This window comes from Saccharopolyspora sp. ID03-671 (genome assembly GCF_045278815.1).
Lineage (GTDB): Bacteria > Actinomycetota > Actinomycetes > Mycobacteriales > Pseudonocardiaceae > Saccharopolyspora > Saccharopolyspora ipomoeae.
In genome coordinates, this window is sequence record NZ_CP134054.1 from 5,150,883 (window position 1) to 5,168,168 (window position 17,286).

A 17,286-nucleotide genomic window follows, 5' to 3' on the forward strand; every position below is an offset into this window, starting at 1 on the left:
GGCCGGAAAATTTCGCAGGCCGGACCGGTGGCGGCGAACGCGAGGAGGAGGTCGGCGGGTGTCCGACAGCCCAGTGGACGGCAACCAAGTGGACGGCGGCCCAGTGCACGGAAGCACCGTGGATGGCGATGTGGCGGACGGCGGGCCGGAGCGCGACGCGACGACGCGCGCCCTCCCGGAGCGGATCGAGCCCGAGGACGCCCCGCTGTTCCCGGTCCTGGCCCCGCCGCGGCCGAAGGTCGTGGTCAAGGCGGACCTGCTCCCGGCGATCAGCGCGATCTCGCTCATCGCGCTGCTGGGGTTGCCGGTGGGATGGGTGTGGTCGCGGCTGGCGCCGCCGCAGGAGAGCGTGCTGGGCCAGGGCGGCTCGGTGACACCGCTGCTGGTGGAGAGCTACCACGAGTTCGACGGCATCGCGATCTTCTCGCTGCTGGCCTTCGCGACGGGTCTGCTCACGGCGGCGGTGCTGTGGCGGCTGCGCGGCAGGCGCGGCCCGGTGCTGCTCATCGGCGCGGTGCTGGGATCGCTGGTGGCGTCCTGGCTGGGGATCCAGATGGGCGGCTCGTTCGCCTCCGGCATGTACCCGATGCCGCCGAACCCGCAGCTCGGCGACCTGATCACCATCGCCCCGGAGATCACCACGAAGTGGGTGCTGGTCGCGATGCCCCTCGCCCTCTCCCTCGGCTACGGCATCGCCACGTCCTGGAACGGCTTCGACGACCTCGGCCGACGCCTCAGGTGAGCCGCCGCCGGGCAGCGGACAGTTTTTCCTAGAATCAACCCGGCAAAACGGACTTCGATCATGGGTGATTCGAGGAAGAACCGTCACCTGGGGCGCAGCGAGGCGGTGACCCGGTCCAGGGCTGCCGGGGTCACCGCGTTCGGGATGCCCTGATCCGCGGCGGAGACGAGGACCACCGAGCTGCGGCCGTCGCTGTTGGTGGCGACCACCGAGACCGCGACGGCCCTCGCGTCGCATCCCGTCGGGGCGGGCAGGGTGACCTGGGCGTTGACGCGGGCGGCCGGAACTCCGCCGGTGAGCGTCAGCGGTTCGGGCGGGGATTGCTCGACCGTCGGGGCGTGGCCGTCGCGGGTGAAGGCGTGGCCGATGAACGTCGCCGCGGTCTCGGCCGCGACCGCGTTGTCGTCCGGTCCGAGCCGGGCGCCGGCGCCGGTCATCGCGCGGAAGCTGTTGTCGTCCCCCGGGCAGAAACCCCGCTGCCGGTGCGCGACCCCGGTGAGCCCTATGGCGTCCCCCGGCGGCCCGACCGCGTGCACGGCGTCGGGATTCGGGTCGCGCTCCCAGTCCTGCGGCACGTCGTAGACGGCCTGCCGCTTCGGGACGTCCACCACCTGCCAGCCGGGCACCAGCGGCGTCGCCCCGGACGAGGTCGCCGGGGCGGCGGCCGGCTCGGGCGGCGCGTCCTGCCCCCGGAACCCGACGACGACCACCGCGGCCATCGCGCCGAGCAGCACGACCGCGCCCAGCACGACCGCGGTGATCAGCCACCCCCGCCGCTTCGGGCGCGGCGGCTCGGGCTGCGGGAACGCGCCGAAGCCCCGGTGCTGCCGCTGCGGACCCCGGGGATCACCAGGTGAGGACATGCGCCGATCCTAGATCGGCAGCACCCCCTACCGACCCCTGCTGGGTCCTGCTCCAGGAGCGAGACGAGTCCGCAGCAGCTCTCAGTTCAAGCTGGGCTGCTGGGCGAACTCCGCGAGCGGGGCGGGGACCGCGCGCAGTTCGCGGAGGAACTCGGCTTCGCGGAGCAGCAGCTTGCGGACGTTGCGCAGCCGGATCAGCGGGTCGGTCTCGGCGAGCAGGTCCTGCCGGTCCTCGGTGGTGAGCACGCAGTCGTCGGCCAGCAGGTAGGACAGGTCCCCGGTGTCGGCGTCCTCGCCGGGGACCTCGCGCGGGCCGTTGCGCATCCCGGAGGCGTGGTAGCGCTGGTGCGCGTCGCGGGCCGCGGCGGTCAGCCGCTCCCGGCGTCCGGGGCTGTCGGGTTCCGGGGCGGTGTCGGGCAGCCACTGCACGCGGGCCAGCAGGTAGGGGGCGGACTCGCGGTCGATCTGCAGCAGCCGGAACCGCCGCTCGCCGAAGGCGGTGACGTCGTAGCGGCCGCCGGGCAGCTGGCGGGCCTGGTCGAGCACCGCCGTGCAGCCGACGTCGTACATCGAGTCGACGTTGTCCTCGCCGACCTCCCAGCCCTGCCGGATGGTGACCACGCCGAACCGGCGGTCGGGCACGTCCTCGTTGAGCAGGTCCTGCACGAGCTCGCGGTAGCGCGGCTCGAAGATGTGCAGCGGGAGGTGCCCTCCCGGGAACAGCACGGACCCCAGGGGGAACAAAGGCAACGTGTCCAACACGTCCCCAAAACTACTCAAGAAAGCGCTTCGGGACTCGTTCTGCCTCAGCTCGGCGGCCGGAAGACCGCGAACGGGTCCGTGACCTGCAGGTCTCGCGAGGTGAAGCGGAACAGCGCGGGCGGCCTGCCGCCGGAGCGCCCGGCCGGGACGGTGCGGCCGGTGGCCTCCAGGACGCCGCGCCGGGACAGCACGCGCTGCAGGTTCGTGGCCGCCACCTGGTAGCCGAGGGCGCCCGAGTAGATGCCGCGCAGCTCGGAGACGGTGAACTCGGCGGGCGCCAGCGCGAACCCGATGTTGGTGTAGGAGAGCTTGGCGCGCAGCCGGTCTCGCGCGGCGAGCACGATCTCCTCGTGGTCGAAGGCGGTCGCGGGCAGGTCGTCGACCGGGAACCAGCGGGTGTCGGCGGGGACCTCCGGGTCGACGTCGGCGGGCACCAGGCACAGGAACGCGGTGCCCACGACGCGCCGGTCGGGGACCCGGCCGGGCGCGCTGAACACCGACAGCTGCTCGACGTGGGAGAGCTTGTGCACGTCGACCTTCTCGGCGAGCTGCCGCCGGATCGATTCCTCGACGTCCTCGTCGGGCGCGAGCCATCCGCGGGGGAGCGACCAGCGGTGCAGGGCGGGCTCCTTGGCTCGCTGCCAGAGCATCACCTGCAGCCGCTCGTCGCGGATCTGCAGGACTCCGGCGAGCACTTCGTGGCCCGCGTCTCTGCCGTCGGCCGCGGGTCCGGTGTTACGATGTGGCACGTTTTCGATTCTAAGGCGAAAACCTCGGGGCCGTTGATCCGGGGTGGAAAGCGGGCCTCCGGAACGTCTCGGGGCCCGACGAGGAGGACGAGATGGCGACTGCGACGTGGCAGCGGACCGATGCCGGCTTCACCGGCGTCGAGGCCGACGCCGCCTGGGCCGAGGAGGTCCGGCGGCTCGCCGAGGAGCGCGACGCCGTGCTGCTGGCGCACAACTACCAGCTGCCGGAGATCCAGGACGTCGCCCACCACACCGGTGACTCGCTGGCGCTGAGCCGGATCGCGGCCAACAGCGACGCGAGCACGATCGTCTTCTGCGGCGTGCACTTCATGGCCGAGACCGCCAAGATCCTCGGCCCGGACAAGACGGTGCTCATCCCGGACGAGCGGGCGGGCTGCTCGCTGGCCGACTCGATCACCGCCGAGCAGCTGCGCGCCTGGAAGGCCGAGCACCCGGGCGCGGTCGTGGTCTCCTACGTCAACACCACCGCCGAGGTGAAGGCCGAGACCGACATCTGCTGCACGTCCTCCAACGCGGTGGACGTGGTGCGCTCGATCCCCGAGGACCGCGAGGTGCTGTTCTGCCCGGACCAGTTCCTGGGCGCGCACGTCAAGCGCGAGACCGGCCGGGAGAACCTGCACATCTGGGCCGGTGAGTGCCACGTGCACGCCGGGATCAACGGGCCCGAGCTGGCCGAGCGCGCCGCCGCCTCGCCGGAGGCGGACCTGTTCATCCACCCTGAGTGCGGCTGCGCGACCTCCGCGCTCTACCTCGCGGGCGAGGGGACCGTGGAGCCGGAGCGGGTGAAGATCCTCTCGACCGGCGACATGCTCACCGCCGCCAAGGAGACCGGGGCGAGGTCGGTGCTGGTGGCCACCGAGGTCGGGATGCTGCACCAGCTGCGGCAGGCCGCCCCGGAGATCGACTTCCGCGCGGTGAACGACCGCGCCTCCTGCCGGTACATGAAGATGATCACCCCGGCGGCGCTGCTGCGCTGCCTGCGCGAGGGCGCCGACGAGGTGCACGTGCCGACCGACGTCGCCGACCGCGCCCGCGCCTCGGTGGAGCGGATGATCGCCATCGGCAAGCCCGGCGGTGGCGAGTGACCTGGGAGGCCGGGGCCGACCTGCTGGTCGTCGGCACCGGCGTGGCCGGGCTGACCGCCGCGCTGCGCGCCCGCGAGGCCGGGCTGCGGGTGCTGGTGGTGAGCAAGGACTCGGTGTCGGCGGGCAACACCGGCTGGGCGCAGGGCGGCATCGCCGTGGTCCGGCCCGACGAGCTCGATCCCGGCGACAGCCTGCACAAGCACGTCGAGGACACGCTGACCGCCGGGGTCGGCCTGTGCGCGCCGGAGGCGGTGCGCGAGATCCTCGCCGACGGCGCGGAGGCCATCGGCCGGTTGCGCGCGGCCGGGGCCGAGTTCGACCGCGCCGGGTCTGACGCAGTCGGCGGCGCCCTGGCGCGCACCCGGGAGGGCGGTCACCAGGCGTTCCGCGTGATCCACGCGGGTGGTGACGCGACCGGGGCCGAGGTGCAGCGGGCGCTGGTCGCGGCGGTGCGCGGCGGCGGCATCCCGGTGCTGGAGGAGCACTGCGTGGTCGAGCTGCTGCGCGGTGAGGGCGGCGCGATCGCCGGTGCGCTGGCGATGGATTCGCGCAGCCGCCCCGGTGTGCTGCACGCGCCCGCGGTGCTGCTGGCCACGGGTGGTCTGGGGCAGCTCTACGCGGCGACGACGAACCCGGAGGTGTCCACGGCGGACGGTGTCGCGCTGGCGCTGCGGGCCGGTGCGGGCGTGGCGGACCTGGAGTTCGTGCAGTTCCACCCGACCGTCCTCTACGCGGCGGGGGAGGCGCGCGGTCGGCGTCCGCTGGTGACCGAGGCGGTGCGCGGTGAGGGCGCGGTGCTTCTCGACGTGCGCGGGGATCGCGTGATGGACGGGGTGCACCCGCTGGGCGATCTGGCGCCGCGCGACGTGGTGTCGGCGGCGATCACCCGCCGCGCCGCCGAGACGGGCGCCGAGCACGTGTTCCTGGACGCCACCGGGATTCCCGGTTTCGCCGAGCGCTTCCCGACGGTGCACGCGTCGTGCCGCGAGGCGGGGATCGATCCGAGCTCCGAGCCGATCCCGGTGGCCAGCGCGGCGCACTACTCGTGCGGCGGAGTGGTGTCCGATGTGGACGGGCGCACGGCGGTGACCGGTCTGTACGCGGCGGGCGAGGTCGCCTGCACCGGGCTGCACGGCGCGAACCGGCTGGCCTCCAACAGCCTGCTGGAGGGCCTGGTCGTGGGCGGCCGGGCCGCGTCGGCGGTGGCCAAGGACCTCGGTCGCGGCCTGCTGACGCGCTCGTCGGTGGGTGAGGTCGAGCCGCCCGCGTTCGCGGTGGTGGAGCGAGACCTGCTGCAGCGCACCATGAGCCGGCACGCGGGCATCGGGCGCAGCGAGGACGGCATGGCCGAGGCGAGCGCGGTGCTGGACCGGAACTCGGTGGTGCGTCCGCTGCGGACGCGCCAGGCGGTCGAGGACGCGTCGCTGACGCTGACCGCTCAAGCTCTGCTGGCCGCGGCGCGGCTGCGCGAGGAATCGCGAGGATGCCACCGCCGCACGGATTTCCCGGAGACCGACGACCTGCGCTGGCGGCGCAGCGCGGTGCTCCGGCTGGACGCCTCGGGGTGGCTGTTCCACGCCGGGACGGGGATTGCGAGGACAGCGGCATGACCTTCGACTTCGACGGGGCTCGCGAGATCGTCCGCACGGCCCTGGCCGAGGACCTGCGCTACGGCCCGGACGCCACCACCGAGGCCACGGTGCCCGGCGGCGCGATCGCCGAAGCGGGCTTCAACACGCGCGAAGCCGGTGTGCTGGCGGGACTTCCGCTGGTCCGGCTGGTCCTCGACGAGGTGCTGGGCGCCGACTCCTACCAGGTCCTCGACGAGCGCGCCGACGGTGACCGGCTCGCCCCGGGTGACTGCGCGCTGCGGGTGAAGGCCCCGGTCCGGGGGCTGCTCACCGCCGAGCGCACGGCGCTGAACCTGCTGACGCACCTGTCCGGCATCGCCACCGCGACCTCGCGCTGGGTCGACGCCGTGGACGGCACGGGCTGCCGGATCCGGGACAGCCGCAAGACCCTCCCGGGCCTGCGCGACCTGCAGAAGTACGCGGTCCGCTGCGGTGGCGGCGTGAACCACCGGATGGCGCTGGGCGACGCGATCCTGATCAAGGACAACCACGTGGTCGCCGCGGGTTCTGCCGCCGCCGCGGTCCGCGCCTGCCGCGCGCACGCCCCGGATCTCCCGATGGAGGTCGAGGTCGGCGACCTCGACGAGCTCGAAGAGGTTCTCGCGGAGGACGTCTCCCTGGTCCTGCTGGACAACTTCACCCCGGACCAGTGCGCGGAAGCGGTCTCCCGCACCCGAACCACCTCTCCGGGCACGGAGCTCGAAGCCTCCGGCGGCCTCACCCTCGACGTCGCCCGCGCCTACGCCGACACCGGAGTCCAGTACCTCGCGGTGGGCGCTCTCACCCACTCCTCGCCGTCCCTCGACCTCGGCCTCGACATGTGACCCGAAAGCGTCACGCGGCCTTTCCGGCCTGCTACGACTCGCGCGGGTGCCCGGAGTCGCCGGGCAGCGCCGGTGGTCCGGCATGATCGGGCGGCGATGGGGAGGTGCGTGGTGGATTCGGTGGTGTTGAACGGTGCGTCGACGGCGCGGCGCCCCACCGGGCCGGTGCTGGGGCTGCTGGTGGTCGTCGCCTGCCTGCTGGTGGGGCCCGCGGTGGTGACGCTGGCGCTGGTGCCGGTGTTCGGCGTGTCGCCGATGGCCCTGGTGGGCGGGCCTATGGCGATCGGGACCCAGATGGTGCTGCTGCTGGGTTTCCTGGGAGCGAGCGGCCTGCTCGCCGTCTGGGTGCTGGCCAAGGAGAGACGTCCGCTGGCGAGCCTGGGGTTCTTCCCGGCCACCCGGATCGGCGCGCACCTGGGGTTCGGCGCCGGTGCCGCCGTGGTGCTGCTGGCGATCCCCGTGGTCGTGAACCTCGCCGCCGGCCAGTACCTGGTCGGGCCGGTCCGGTTCGCGCAGGCGGGTGCCGTGCTGCTCGCGCTGGTCGGGTTCGCCGTTCAGGCGTGCACGGAGGAGGTCCTCAACCGCGGCTACCTGCTGCAGACCGCCTACCGGAAGTGGGGGCTCACCGCGGCGCTCGTGTTCCAGGCGGTGGTCTTCGCGCTGCTGCACGGCGCCAACTTCCAGGTCGGCGTGCTGCCGCTGGTCAACATCCTGCTGATCGGGCTGACGCTCGGGATGTGGGCTGTGGCGGAGGGATCGCTGTGGGGCGTGTGCGCGTTCCACGTGGTGTGGAACTGGTGTCAGGGCAACGTGGCCGGGATCGAGGTGTCCGGGATGGACATCCAGGCCACGCTGCTGAGCCTCGACCCGCTCCCGGGTGCCGCCGCCCTCCTCACCGGCGGCGCCTTCGGCATCGAGGGCAGCCTCGTCACCACGGCCGCCCTCCTCACCACGACGGTCCTGGCCTACCGAGCCCTTCAGAAACGCCGGTTGGTGAGCACCGGAACCTGACGGGCTCCTTCGACGTTCAGACCAGGTCCTCGAGGTCGACCTTCATCGTGACGGGCGCGGACACCGCGATGGCGGCCGCGTCCACACCAGCGGACGCGTAGGCGCGAGTCGTGGGATCCAGCCTGTAGCGGAACACCGTCAACGCCCGGTCGTCCTGCGGTGCGCTCTCAATTCGCCAGAAGTGCTCGATCCCCGCAGCCGCGTACTCGGCCGGCTTGTCGGTCTGGTCGGCCGTGACCGAACCCGGGGACATCACTTCGACGACGAGAACGACGTGCTGCGGGCGGAGCACGACCTCGTCCGGCAACGTGGCGTCGTAGACGACGACGTCCGGTCGCCGGTTCAGCAGCGGCACGTCACGCAGTCGGAGATCGATGTCGGTGTCGACGGCGAACTCCGGACCGGCAGCGTGCTCGAGCTCGTTGGCCAGACGCCGCGCAACGGTTTGGTGCAGGCGGCGGGGCGCGGGAGTCACGACGATGGCTCCATCGACAATCTCGATGCGGCGGCACACTTCCTCGGGCAGCGCCTCGTACTCCGCAGCGCTCAGCCCTCCAGGCGGCAGCACCATCCAGTCGGGCAGCGCAGTCATCGTCGGCCCCTCTCCCAACGGGTACTGGACCAGCGTAGTCACAACACCTCCGGACTGGGAGTTTACGGGATCAGATCACCTGGAGTAGGGAAAAGTTACCGCATGTGATCGCGACCCCTGTGCAGCAGTCCAGCCGTCAGAAACGCCGGTTGGTGAGCACCGGGACCGCCTGACGGGCTCCTTCGACCGCGGTGGGGTCGATGTCGACGATCCTGACCTCGGGTTCGGCGCCGAGCTGGGCGTGGACCAGGCCGAGCGGGGTGGCGACGAGGCTGTGGCCGACGCCGGTCGGGGCCTTGCCGGAGGGTTCGCGGCCGATGCTGCGCGGGTCCCCCTGGCCGCAGGCCACGATCCAGGAGGTGGAGTCCAGCGCGCGGGCGCGCACCAGCAGCTCCCACTGCTCGACCTTGCCCTCGCCGGAACCCCACGAGGCGGGAGTGACGATCACCGATGCGCCCTCGTCGGCGAGCTTCTGGAACAGGCCGGGGAACCGGACGTCGTAGCAGGTGGTGAAGCCGACACCGACGCCGTCGAGGGTCACCACGACCGGCTTCGAGCCGGGGGCCACGGTGCGGGACTCGGCGAAGCCGAACGCGTCGAACAGGTGGATCTTGTCGTAGGAGGTGTCCAACCCGCGGCCGGTGATCAGCAGCGTGTTGGTGACCCGGCCGTCGTCGGCGGGGGTGAACATCCCGGCGACCACGGCGATGCCGGCCTCGTCGGCGAGGCGGCGGACCTCCGTCGCCCACGGCCCGTCGAGCGGCTCGGCCAGCGGCCCCAGCTTCACGCCGAAGCAGGCCATCGCGGCCTCCGGGAACACCGCGAGATCGGCGCCCTCCTCCGCGGCTTGCCGGATGCCATCGGCGATCAGCTCCAGGTTCGCCTCCGGATCCGGACCCGACACGATCTGGCACAACGCGATCCGCATAACCACAACCACCCTTCGACGAGGTCCGTTCTCAAGTGGCGGAGCCACTTTCTCCTGCGGTGAGTGCGCTCGCAGCTCGCACCGCCGGGGGTTCTGATCGGCTTCGTGGCGAGTACGCCGGGACGCCTCGTATTGGCACACTCAAGGAGCGGCGCACGGAGTCCACGGAGCCGATCAGGTTCCCCTACCGGCACCGCCACGCAAAGTGAGTGGTACCGGTCTGAGACCGATATGATGCTTGTATACCGACGATATGCAAGCAAGGGGTTCGTGTTGCCGTCCGGACGTGAAGTCGCTTACGCCCACCTCAAGGACACCGTCCTGAGCGACCCCGGCATGCAGGGGCAGTTCGTCAACGAACAGGCCCTCGCCGACGAGATCGGCGTGTCGCGCACGCCCATCCGCGAAGCCCTGCTGCTGCTGGCCGCCGAGGAGCTGGTGCAGCTGGTGCCCAAGCGCGGGGCCTACATCGCGCCCGTCGGCGGCCGGGAGATCGGCGAGCTGTTCGAGATCCGGGCGATGATCGAGTGCTACGCCGCGCGCCGGGCCGTCGAGCTCGACGCGGTGCCGCTGGAGGAGATGCGCAGGCACCTCGACGAGCAGCGCGAGCTCGGCGAGGACCAGGCGCGCGAGTTCATCGACCGCGACCACCGCTTCCACTCGGCGCTGGTGGCGGCCGTCGGCAACGAGATGCTGTCCAAGACCTACGACAGCCTGCGCGCCCGCCAGGTCCGGGCCGGCGTCGAGGCGCTGTTCCGGTCCGACGGGCGGCGCAAGTCCGTGCTGGCCGAGCACGAAGCGATCGTCTCGGCGCTCGCCGCGGGCGACCCGGAGGCCGCGACCGCGGCGATCACCGAGCACCTCAGCGCGACCCGGCAGGTGCTGCAGTCCGGCTGAGCACCAGGCCCACCAGCGTCACCGCAGGTCGCCGCCAGGTAGCAGGCGGGCGCGACCCAGGTGTCGAAGTAGGCGTAGAGCGAGGTGAACAGCAGCGGCGCCAGCGCTCCGCCGACGATCCCGGCCAGCGTGTAGGCGAGCGAGGACCCGGTGGCGCGCAGCTCCGGGCTGAACTGCTCGGCGATGAACGCCGCCTGCGGCCCGTACATCAGCGCGTGCCAGATCAGCCCGACGATCACGCCGAAGATCAGCGGCCCGGCGGAACCGCCGCCGACCAGCGGGAAGAAGACGAACGGCCACACCAGTCCGCCGACCGCGCCGATCGCGTAGATCCGCCGGCGTCCGAACCGGTCCGACAGCGCGCCCGCCAGCGGCATCAGGAACAGCTGCAGCGAGGAGCCGAGCATGACGCCGGTGACCGCCCAGCTCTTGGGCACGTCCAGCTGCTGGGTGGCGTAGGTGAGCACGAAGACGGTGAACAGCGCGTAGAGCACGTCCGGGCCGACGCGGGAGAGGATGCCGGAGATCAGCGCGCGGGGTTCGCGGGTGAGGACCTCGCGCACCGGGGCTCCCGCCTGCTCGCCCCTCTGCTGGATCTCCTGGAAGACCGGGGTTTCCTCCAGCTTGACGCGGATCCACAGGCCGAAGACCACCAGCACGGCCGAGAGCAGGAACGCCACGCGCCAGCCCCAGGACATGAACTGCTCGGAGGTCAGCCCCGCGGCCAGTCCGGCGAGGACGCCGTTGGCGAGGAGGTTCCCGGCGGGCGGGCCGATCTGGGCGGCCGAGGCCCAGAAGCCGCGGTGCTCGTCGCTGCCGTACTCGCTGGACAGCAGCACCGCGCCGCCCCACTCGCCGCCGATGCCCACGCCCTGGGCGAAGCGCAGCACGACCAGCAGCACCGCGCCGAGCGCGCCGACCTGGTCGTGGGTGGGCAGCAGTCCGATGAGGACGGTGGAGATCCCGGTGATCAGCAGCGTGATCACCAGGACCTGCTTGCGGCCGAGGACGTCGCCGAGCCTGCCGAAGACGAATCCGCCCAGCGGGCGGGAGACGTAGCCGACGGCGTAGGTGGAGAACGCCAGCAGGGTTCCCGACAGCGGGTCGTGGCTGGGGAAGAACAGCTGGCCGAACACCAGGGCCGAGGCGACGGAGTAGGCGGCGAAGTCGTACCACTCCAGGGACGTTCCGCTCAGGCTCGCCACGAAGGCCTTGATCAGGTCCTTGCGCGCCGGTCTGGCGGCTGTCGCGTTCGTCATGGGCTCCCTCGATTTTCCAGGTGCACCGGCAAAGTGTGATACGAACTGTATACAAGAAGTATGCCGAATGGGAGGGTCGCTGTGTTTCCGCTTCGTTTCGACGTCGCAGGCCGGACCGTCGAGGTCAGGGTGAAGACGCTGCTCAACGCCGGTTACGCCGGTCGCAGCCAGGAGGACGTGGCCGCTCACGTCGCCGAACTCGCCGAGCTCGGCGTGCCCGCCCCGACCCGCACGCCCTGCCTGTACCCCGTGGCGCCGTACCTGGCGATGCAGGCCGACGTGGTCCCGGTCCAGCACGGCCGGACCTCCGGCGAGGCCGAGTGGGCGCTGGTGATCACCGACGACGACGTGCTGCTCACGGTCGCCTGCGACCACACCGACCGCGAGCTGGAGGTGCACGGGGTCGCCTGGAGCAAGCAGGCCGGCCCCGACGTCCTCGGCCGGAAGGCCTGGCGCCTGGCCGACGTCGAGGGCCACCTCGACGAGATCACCCTCACGGCCTGGGCGGGCGGCGAGAAGATCCAGGACGGCACCCTCGCGGACCTCCTCACCCCGCGCTACTGGCTCGACGAGCTCCGCGCCCGGGGTCTCGCCGAACCCGGCACCGTCCTCATCTCCGGCACCATCCCGATGACCCCCGACGTCGACCAGTTCGCCCCCACCTGGCGGGTCGACCTCACCGACCCCCGCACCTCGGACACCATCACCTGCGCCTACGAGGTCCACCAGATGCCACAACCCGTGGCCTGACGGTCCCCGCACGTCGAAAACCCCGGTTTCCGCGCGATGAAAACCGGGGTTTTCGTCCGGTGCCCCCGCGGTCGGGCGTGTTGGGGGAGGAAGATCTCATGGTTATTGAGAAAGTTTTGCAATAGCCCTTATGGTGCGTGTGTGCTGAAACGTCGGAGTTGGGTCGTCGGGTTATCGGTGGTGGGGGTCGTCGTCGCCGGGTGTTCGGTTCCTTCGGGGCCCGGATCGGGCGAGGGATCCGGGGCGATGTTGCTGGCCGACGGGTACGAGCCGGAGAGCTTGAACCCGCTGCTCGGGTACGGGGTCGAGGGGGCCGCGAAGTTCTACGACGGGCTGCTGGCCTTCGACGGGCGGGAGGAGTTGCGGCCCGCTCTCGCGACCGAAGCGCCGCAGGCCGACGCCGACGCCACCAGCTGGACCGTGAAGCTGCGGGACGGCGTGCGGTTCCACGACGGGACGCCCTTCGACGCCGAGGACGTCGTGGCCACCTACCGGGCCGCGATCGACCCCGCCTACGCCTCGACGGTGTCCTCCGACTACGACATGCTCGCCGACGTCCAGGCCGTCGACCCGCACACCGTGCGCTTCGACCTGAAGTTCCCCTACTCGGCCTGGCCGTCGAAGCTGGTGCTGGGCATCCTCCCGGACGAGGCGCTGAAAACCCCCGCCCCGCAGGAGAACTCGCCGCTGAACACCCGTCCCGTCGGTACCGGTCCGTACCAGCTCGTCGAGTGGCGCCAAGGCGACCAGATGACCTGGCGCGCCAACCCCGGCTACTGGGGCGGCCCGCCGGCCGTGCACGACATCACCGTCGTGTTCGCCAAGGACGACAACACCCGCGCCCAGCGATTAGCGGCCGGTGAGTTCGACGGCACCGTGCTGCCCCCGGTGCTCGCCGAATCCGCCGCGCGCGACGGCTTCCGCGTCGTGCACCACGAAACCGCCGACTACCGCAGCATCGCGCTGCCCAACGGCCACCCCGTCGCCGGTGACCGGGCCGTGCGCACGGCGCTGAACCTCGCCGTGGACCGCGAGGGCATGATCAAGGCGCTGCTCGGCGGTCACGGAAAACCCGCCCACGCCCCGATCCCGCCGTCGATGGGCGCCAGCCACGAGCCCGCCGCGACCTTCCCGCACGACCCGCACCAGGCGGCCCGGATCCTCGACGACGCGGGCTGGCGCGTCGGCTCCGACGGCATCCGCGAGCGCAACGGCACCCGCGCGAAGTTCACCGTCCTGTACTTCGCCGACGACAGCCTCCGCCGCGATCTGGCAACGGGTTTCGCCTCCGACGCCCGCGAGATCGGCATCGAGGTCGAGCTCGCCGGGGTGGACCGCTCCGCGGTCGCCGGCCGGTTGAACACCGACGGCATCGTGCTCGGCGGCGGCAACCCGATCGACCCGGACGCCCAGGTGTACTCCAGCCTGAGCTCCTCGGTGATCGGCACCGGGACCTACAACAACCCCGGTCAGTACCGCAACGCCGAGGTCGACGCCGCGCTGGACTCGGCCCGCCGCGAACTGGACCCGGCCCGCCGCGCCGAGTTCTACCGGCAGGCCCAGCGCGCCTACGTCGCCGACCCGGGCCTGGTGTACCTGGCGTTCATCGACCACAGCTACGTGCTGCGCGACGGCGACCACACCGGCTACCAGGCGCCGGTCGAGCCGCACACCCACGGCACCACCTGGGGTCCGTGGTGGAACGTCGAGACCTGGAAGCCGCGCGCATGACCCGGGCCCTCGGGCGCCTGGTGCTGCGGCGCCTCGCGTTCGCCGTCCCGGTGCTGGTGATCGTCGCGCTCGGCGTGTTCCTGCTCGCCGCGGCCTCGCCGTTCGACCCGGTCGACCAGTACTTCGGGGTGCGGTTGTTCACCGCCTCGGCCGCCGACGTGGCGCGGGTGCGCGCCGAGCTCGGCCTCGACCGGCCGGTGCTGGTGCAGTTCTGGCAGTGGTTCGGCGGAGTGCTCACCGGCGACCTCGGGGTGTCGCGGTCGATGCGCCAACCGGTCGCGCAGGTCGTCGCCGAGCGGTTGCCGTGGACGGCGCTGCTGGCGGCCACCGGGCTCGCGCTCGCGGTGGTGTTCGCGCTGGTCGGCGGCACGATCGCGGCCTGGCGCCAGGGAGGTGCCGTCGACCGGCTGGTCACCGCGGTCGGCCACGCCCTGGAGGGCGTGCCGCCGTTCGTGCTGGCGCTGCTGTCGATCGCGGTGTTCTCGCTGGGCCTGGGCTGGCTGCCGGTGGCGGGCCTGACCGACGCCGGTGAGCAGGCGACGTTCGCGCAGATCGCCGAGCACCTCGTGCTGCCCGCGCTGGTGCTCGGGATCTCGCAGACCCCGTGGCTGGTGCTGCACGTCCGGCAGTCGATGCTGAGCTCGCTGGCCGAGGACCACGTCACCGGGGCCCGGGCGCGCGGTCTCGCCGAGCGGGTCGTGGTGCTGCGCCACGCCCTGCCCACCGCGCTGCTGCCGTTCGTGACCCTCGTCGGCGCCCGCATCCCGGAGCTGGTCACCGGAACGGTGCTGGTCGAGGAGGTCTTCTCCTGGCCGGGTCTGGCCGGCGCCGTGGTCACCGCCGCGACCGCTGTGGACTACCCGTTGCTGGCGATGGTCACGCTGGTGGCCACCGCGGCGGTGCTGCTGGGCTCGCTGCTGGCCGACGTCGCCGCGATCGCGGCCGACCCGAGGGTGGCCGCCGATGGCTGAGCTGACCTGGAAACCCGCGGGCCGCGCCGGGGTCACCCGCGCCCGCCCGCGCACCCGGTTGCGCGCGTCGCTGGCGGTCCTGGCGCTGCTGGTGCTCGGCGCCGCGGTCGTGCCGGTGCTGCTGGGCGGCCGGGCGGTGAGCTACGAGGAGGTCCGCCTCGCACCGGGCCTCGCGCACCCCTTCGGCACCGACTCCAACGGTCGCGACCTGTTCGCCCAGTCGATGGCCGGGCTGCGGGTGTCGCTGCTGGTGGCCGCGTTCAGCGCGCTGGTGTCCACGGTGCTCGGATCGCTGGTCGGCGTGGTGGCGGGCGGTCTCGGCGGCTGGCCCGACCGGCTGCTGATGCGGCTGGTCGACACCGTGAACTCGGTGCCGCACCTGCTGCTCGGCGTCGTCATCGTCGCGCTGTACCGGGGGAGCCTGGTGGCGGTGATCTGCTCGATCGCGCTGACGCACTGGACCACGGTGGCGCGGGTCGTGCGCTCCGAGGTGCTGTCGCTGCGGCAGCGGCCGCACGTCGACGCCGCCATCGCGGGCGGGTCGTCGCGGGCGCGGATCCTGCGCAGGCACCTGCTGCCGGCGATCGTGCCGCAGGCGGCGCTCTCGGCGGTGCTGCTGGTGCCGCACGCCGTGTGGCACGAGACCGCGCTGAGCTTCCTGGGCCTGGGACTGCCGCCGCACCTGGCCAGCATCGGCACCCTCCTCGGCGACGGCCGCGACGCCGTGCTGCTGGGCGCCTGGTGGATCGTGCTGTTCCCGTCGGTCCTGCTGGTGGCCACCACGCTGGCGGTGTCCGGCCTGGCGGCGACCTGGCGGGACCGGATCGTGCCGCGTCGACGATCGGAGCTGTCGCTGTGACCGACCTGCGTGCCCCCGAGACGACGGATCTGCTGACGCTGCAACGCCTCTCGGTCCGGTTCCGGCTGCCGCGCGGGGTGCTGGTGCGCGCCGTCAGCGACGCCGTGCTGCGGTTGCGGCCCGGTCGCGTGCTGGCGCTCGTCGGCGAATCCGGTTGCGGCAAGTCGGTTCTGGCCTCGGCGCTGCTGGGACTGCTGCCCGGCAACGCCGAAACCCGCGGCCGGGCCCTGCTCGACGACGGCACCGATCTGCTGTCGGCCCCGGAACCGGTGCTGGCCGGGAGGATTCGCGGTCGCCGCATCGGCTTGGTGCCGCAGTCGGCGAGCACGCACCTCACGCCGGTGCGGACCGCGCGCGCCCAGCTCGCCGAGACCGCGCAGGCGCTGCGCGGACCCGCCGACGCCGACGAGCTCGCCCGCCGGGTCGGCCTCGACCCCGCCGACCTGGACCGCTATCCGCACGAGCTCTCCGGCGGGATGGCGCAGCGGGTCGCGCTCGCGCTGGCCCTGGCCGGAGATCCGCGGATCGTCCTGGCCGACGAGCCGACCACCGGGCTGGACCGGCCGCTGGTGCACCGCACCGTCGACCTGCTGGCCGAGGCCGCCGCCGACGGCCGCGCGGTCCTGCTCATCACCCACGACCTGGCTGCCGCGCGGCGCGTGGCCACCGACGTCGCCGTGATGTACGCCAGCCGCATCGTCGAGGCGGGACCGGCCGAGGAGGTGCTGGGCGAGCCCTGGCACCCCTACACCGCGGGGCTGCTCGCGGCCCTGCCGGAGGGCGGTTTCGAGCCGATCCCCGGCCACCCGCCGTCGTTGACCGAACTCGATCGCATCGAAGGGGAGTGGGGCTGCGTGTACTGCCAACGCCGTCCGGACCAGCCCGGATTCGCGCCCTGCACGGGAGATCCGGAACTGCTCAACCGCGGCGAGCGGTGGATCGCCGCCCACGCGCCGTGCTGAGCGCCACCGACGTCGTGGTCGGGTACCGGCGCGGCAGGCCGGTCCTCGACGGCGCGAGCATCGATCTCGCCGAGGGCGAGGTGCTGGGGCTGGCGGGTCCCAGCGGGTCGGGCAAGTCGACGCTGGGGCGCGTGCTGGCGCTGCTGCACCGGCCGTGGTCCGGACGGGTGTCGCTCGATGGCGCTGACATCACGGGTTTCCGGCACCGCACACCTCCGGAAACGCGAAAGGCGATCGGAATCGTCTTCCAGCACCCGCGTCCGGCCGTCGATCCCCGTTTCACGCTCCGCGACATCATCGCCGAACCGCTGCGCGCTCGCGGCGAAACCGGTGACATCGCCGAGATCGCCGACGAGGTGGGCCTCACCGACGAGCTCCTCACGCGTCGGCCGCACGAGGTCAGCGACGGCCAGCTGCAGCGCGCCTGCCTGGCCCGCGCGCTGGCCCCGCGGCCCCGCTACCTGGTGTGCGACGAGATGACGGCCATGCTCGACGCCTCCACGACCGCCGCTCTCGTGCGCGTCGTGGACCGGCAAACCCGGGAACACGACACGGGAGTGCTGGCCATCAGCCACGACGAGGCGCTGCTGACCCGATGGGCGGACCGTGTGCTTCAAGTATCCGAGTTGATATGACATTGTGGCGCAAT

The 17,286-nt window shown here is 72.4% G+C and carries 17 protein-coding genes and 1 pseudogene; 12 read left to right on the forward strand and 6 right to left on the reverse strand.

Annotation, left to right across the window (positions count from 1 at the left end; genetic code table 11):
- Window positions 1-58: 58 nt before the first annotated feature.
- Window positions 59-742, forward strand: a complete 684-nt coding sequence (locus REH65_RS23885) for a DUF2567 domain-containing protein (protein ID WP_406689158.1) — start codon at window positions 59-61, stop codon at window positions 740-742.
- An 83-nt stretch (window positions 743-825) separates the two neighbouring features.
- Here REH65_RS23885 and REH65_RS23890 read toward each other — a convergent pair whose 3' ends face one another.
- The 3 genes from REH65_RS23890 to REH65_RS23900 form a co-directional block, all read right to left on the reverse strand.
- Complete coding sequence (locus tag REH65_RS23890) at window positions 826-1,605, reverse strand: hypothetical protein (RefSeq protein ID WP_406689159.1); 780 nt, start codon at window positions 1,603-1,605, stop codon at window positions 826-828.
- 81 nt (window positions 1,606-1,686) lie between these two features.
- Window positions 1,687-2,367, reverse strand: a complete 681-nt coding sequence (locus tag REH65_RS23895) for an LON peptidase substrate-binding domain-containing protein (protein ID WP_406689160.1) — start codon at window positions 2,365-2,367, stop codon at window positions 1,687-1,689.
- Between the two features lie 44 nt (window positions 2,368-2,411).
- Window positions 2,412-3,062 carry an NUDIX domain-containing protein gene (locus REH65_RS23900; RefSeq protein WP_281455151.1) on the reverse strand — a complete coding sequence of 217 codons (651 nt, stop codon included), beginning with the start codon at window positions 3,060-3,062 and terminating at the stop codon, window positions 2,412-2,414.
- A 146-nt stretch (window positions 3,063-3,208) separates the two neighbouring features.
- Between REH65_RS23900 and nadA the strand changes: the two genes are divergently transcribed.
- From nadA to REH65_RS23920, 4 genes are all read left to right on the forward strand, one after another.
- Window positions 3,209-4,222 carry a quinolinate synthase NadA gene (gene nadA / locus REH65_RS23905; RefSeq protein ID WP_281454711.1) on the forward strand — a complete coding sequence of 338 codons (1,014 nt, stop codon included), beginning with the start codon at window positions 3,209-3,211 and terminating at the stop codon, window positions 4,220-4,222.
- Complete coding sequence (locus tag REH65_RS23910; RefSeq protein ID WP_406689161.1) at window positions 4,219-5,832, forward strand: L-aspartate oxidase; 1,614 nt, start codon at window positions 4,219-4,221, stop codon at window positions 5,830-5,832. Before nadA ends, REH65_RS23910 begins: the two co-directional genes overlap by 4 nt.
- On the forward strand, window positions 5,829-6,677 hold the full coding sequence (gene nadC, locus REH65_RS23915; RefSeq protein WP_406689162.1) for a carboxylating nicotinate-nucleotide diphosphorylase: 849 nt from the start codon (window positions 5,829-5,831) through the stop codon (window positions 6,675-6,677). The genes REH65_RS23910 and nadC overlap by 4 nt, the downstream gene beginning before the upstream one ends.
- 111 nt (window positions 6,678-6,788) lie before the next feature.
- A complete protein-coding gene (locus REH65_RS23920) occupies window positions 6,789-7,688 on the forward strand; it encodes a lysostaphin resistance A-like protein (RefSeq protein ID WP_406689163.1) in 900 nt (299 codons plus the stop codon).
- 16 nt (window positions 7,689-7,704) lie between these two features.
- Here REH65_RS23920 and REH65_RS23925 read toward each other — a convergent pair whose 3' ends face one another.
- Together REH65_RS23925 and REH65_RS23930 are read right to left on the reverse strand one after the other, a co-directional pair.
- Window positions 7,705-8,280 carry a Uma2 family endonuclease gene (locus tag REH65_RS23925; protein WP_406689164.1) on the reverse strand — a complete coding sequence of 192 codons (576 nt, stop codon included), beginning with the start codon at window positions 8,278-8,280 and terminating at the stop codon, window positions 7,705-7,707.
- 136 nt (window positions 8,281-8,416) lie between these two features.
- The gene (locus REH65_RS23930) at window positions 8,417-9,208 is read right to left on the reverse strand and encodes a carbon-nitrogen hydrolase family protein (RefSeq protein ID WP_406689165.1); all 792 of its coding nucleotides are present in this window, start codon (window positions 9,206-9,208) and stop codon (window positions 8,417-8,419) included.
- A gap of 270 nt (window positions 9,209-9,478) precedes the next feature.
- On the opposite strand from REH65_RS23930, the gene REH65_RS23935 reads away from it, so the two are divergent.
- Window positions 9,479-10,105 carry a GntR family transcriptional regulator gene (locus REH65_RS23935; RefSeq protein ID WP_406689166.1) on the forward strand — a complete coding sequence of 209 codons (627 nt, stop codon included), beginning with the start codon at window positions 9,479-9,481 and terminating at the stop codon, window positions 10,103-10,105.
- Here the strand turns inward: REH65_RS23935 and REH65_RS23940 are convergent.
- Window positions 10,071-11,364: pseudogene (locus REH65_RS23940) on the reverse strand (MFS transporter). The gene REH65_RS23935 and the pseudogene REH65_RS23940 sit on opposite strands and share 35 nt — an antisense overlap.
- Before the next feature lie 60 nt (window positions 11,365-11,424).
- Here REH65_RS23940 and REH65_RS23945 point away from each other — a divergent pair.
- The 6 genes from REH65_RS23945 to REH65_RS23970 all read left to right on the forward strand — a co-directional run bounded on the left by REH65_RS23945 (window position 11,425) and on the right by REH65_RS23970 (window position 17,272).
- Entirely contained in the window at window positions 11,425-12,114 is a 690-nt protein-coding gene (locus tag REH65_RS23945) for a DUF2848 domain-containing protein (RefSeq protein WP_406689167.1), read from the forward strand.
- 246 nt (window positions 12,115-12,360) lie between these two features.
- The gene (locus REH65_RS23950) at window positions 12,361-13,845 is read left to right on the forward strand and encodes an ABC transporter substrate-binding protein (protein ID WP_406689168.1); all 1,485 of its coding nucleotides are present in this window, start codon (window positions 12,361-12,363) and stop codon (window positions 13,843-13,845) included.
- Entirely contained in the window at window positions 13,809-14,816 is a 1,008-nt protein-coding gene (locus tag REH65_RS23955; protein ID WP_406689169.1) for an ABC transporter permease, read from the forward strand. The genes REH65_RS23950 and REH65_RS23955 overlap by 37 nt, the downstream gene beginning before the upstream one ends.
- Window positions 14,809-15,675, forward strand: coding sequence for an ABC transporter permease (locus REH65_RS23960; RefSeq protein ID WP_406689170.1), 867 nt, complete (start codon window positions 14,809-14,811; stop codon window positions 15,673-15,675). Before REH65_RS23955 ends, REH65_RS23960 begins: the two co-directional genes overlap by 8 nt.
- Window positions 15,672-16,637 carry an ABC transporter ATP-binding protein gene (locus REH65_RS23965; RefSeq protein ID WP_406689171.1) on the forward strand — a complete coding sequence of 322 codons (966 nt, stop codon included), beginning with the start codon at window positions 15,672-15,674 and terminating at the stop codon, window positions 16,635-16,637. Before REH65_RS23960 ends, REH65_RS23965 begins: the two co-directional genes overlap by 4 nt.
- Entirely contained in the window at window positions 16,610-17,272 is a 663-nt protein-coding gene (locus tag REH65_RS23970; RefSeq protein WP_281454699.1) for an ABC transporter ATP-binding protein, read from the forward strand. The genes REH65_RS23965 and REH65_RS23970 overlap by 28 nt, the downstream gene beginning before the upstream one ends.
- Window positions 17,273-17,286 lie beyond the last annotated feature (14 nt).

Coding starts and splice junctions, on each gene's coding strand:
- REH65_RS23890 (WP_406689159.1), bottom strand. CDS start 1,605: ATGTCCTCACCTGGTGATCCCCGGGGTCCGCAGCGGCAGCACCGGGGC.
- nadA (WP_281454711.1), top strand. CDS start 3,209: ATGGCGACTGCGACGTGGCAGCGGACCGATGCCGGCTTCACCGGCGTC.
- nadC (WP_406689162.1), top strand. CDS start 5,829: ATGACCTTCGACTTCGACGGGGCTCGCGAGATCGTCCGCACGGCCCTG.
- REH65_RS23925 (WP_406689164.1), bottom strand. CDS start 8,280: ATGACTGCGCTGCCCGACTGGATGGTGCTGCCGCCTGGAGGGCTGAGC.
- REH65_RS23930 (WP_406689165.1), bottom strand. CDS start 9,208: ATGCGGATCGCGTTGTGCCAGATCGTGTCGGGTCCGGATCCGGAGGCG.
- REH65_RS23945 (WP_406689167.1), top strand. CDS start 11,425: ATGCCGAATGGGAGGGTCGCTGTGTTTCCGCTTCGTTTCGACGTCGCA.
- REH65_RS23950 (WP_406689168.1), top strand. CDS start 12,361: ATGTTGCTGGCCGACGGGTACGAGCCGGAGAGCTTGAACCCGCTGCTC.
- REH65_RS23960 (WP_406689170.1), top strand. CDS start 14,809: ATGGCTGAGCTGACCTGGAAACCCGCGGGCCGCGCCGGGGTCACCCGC.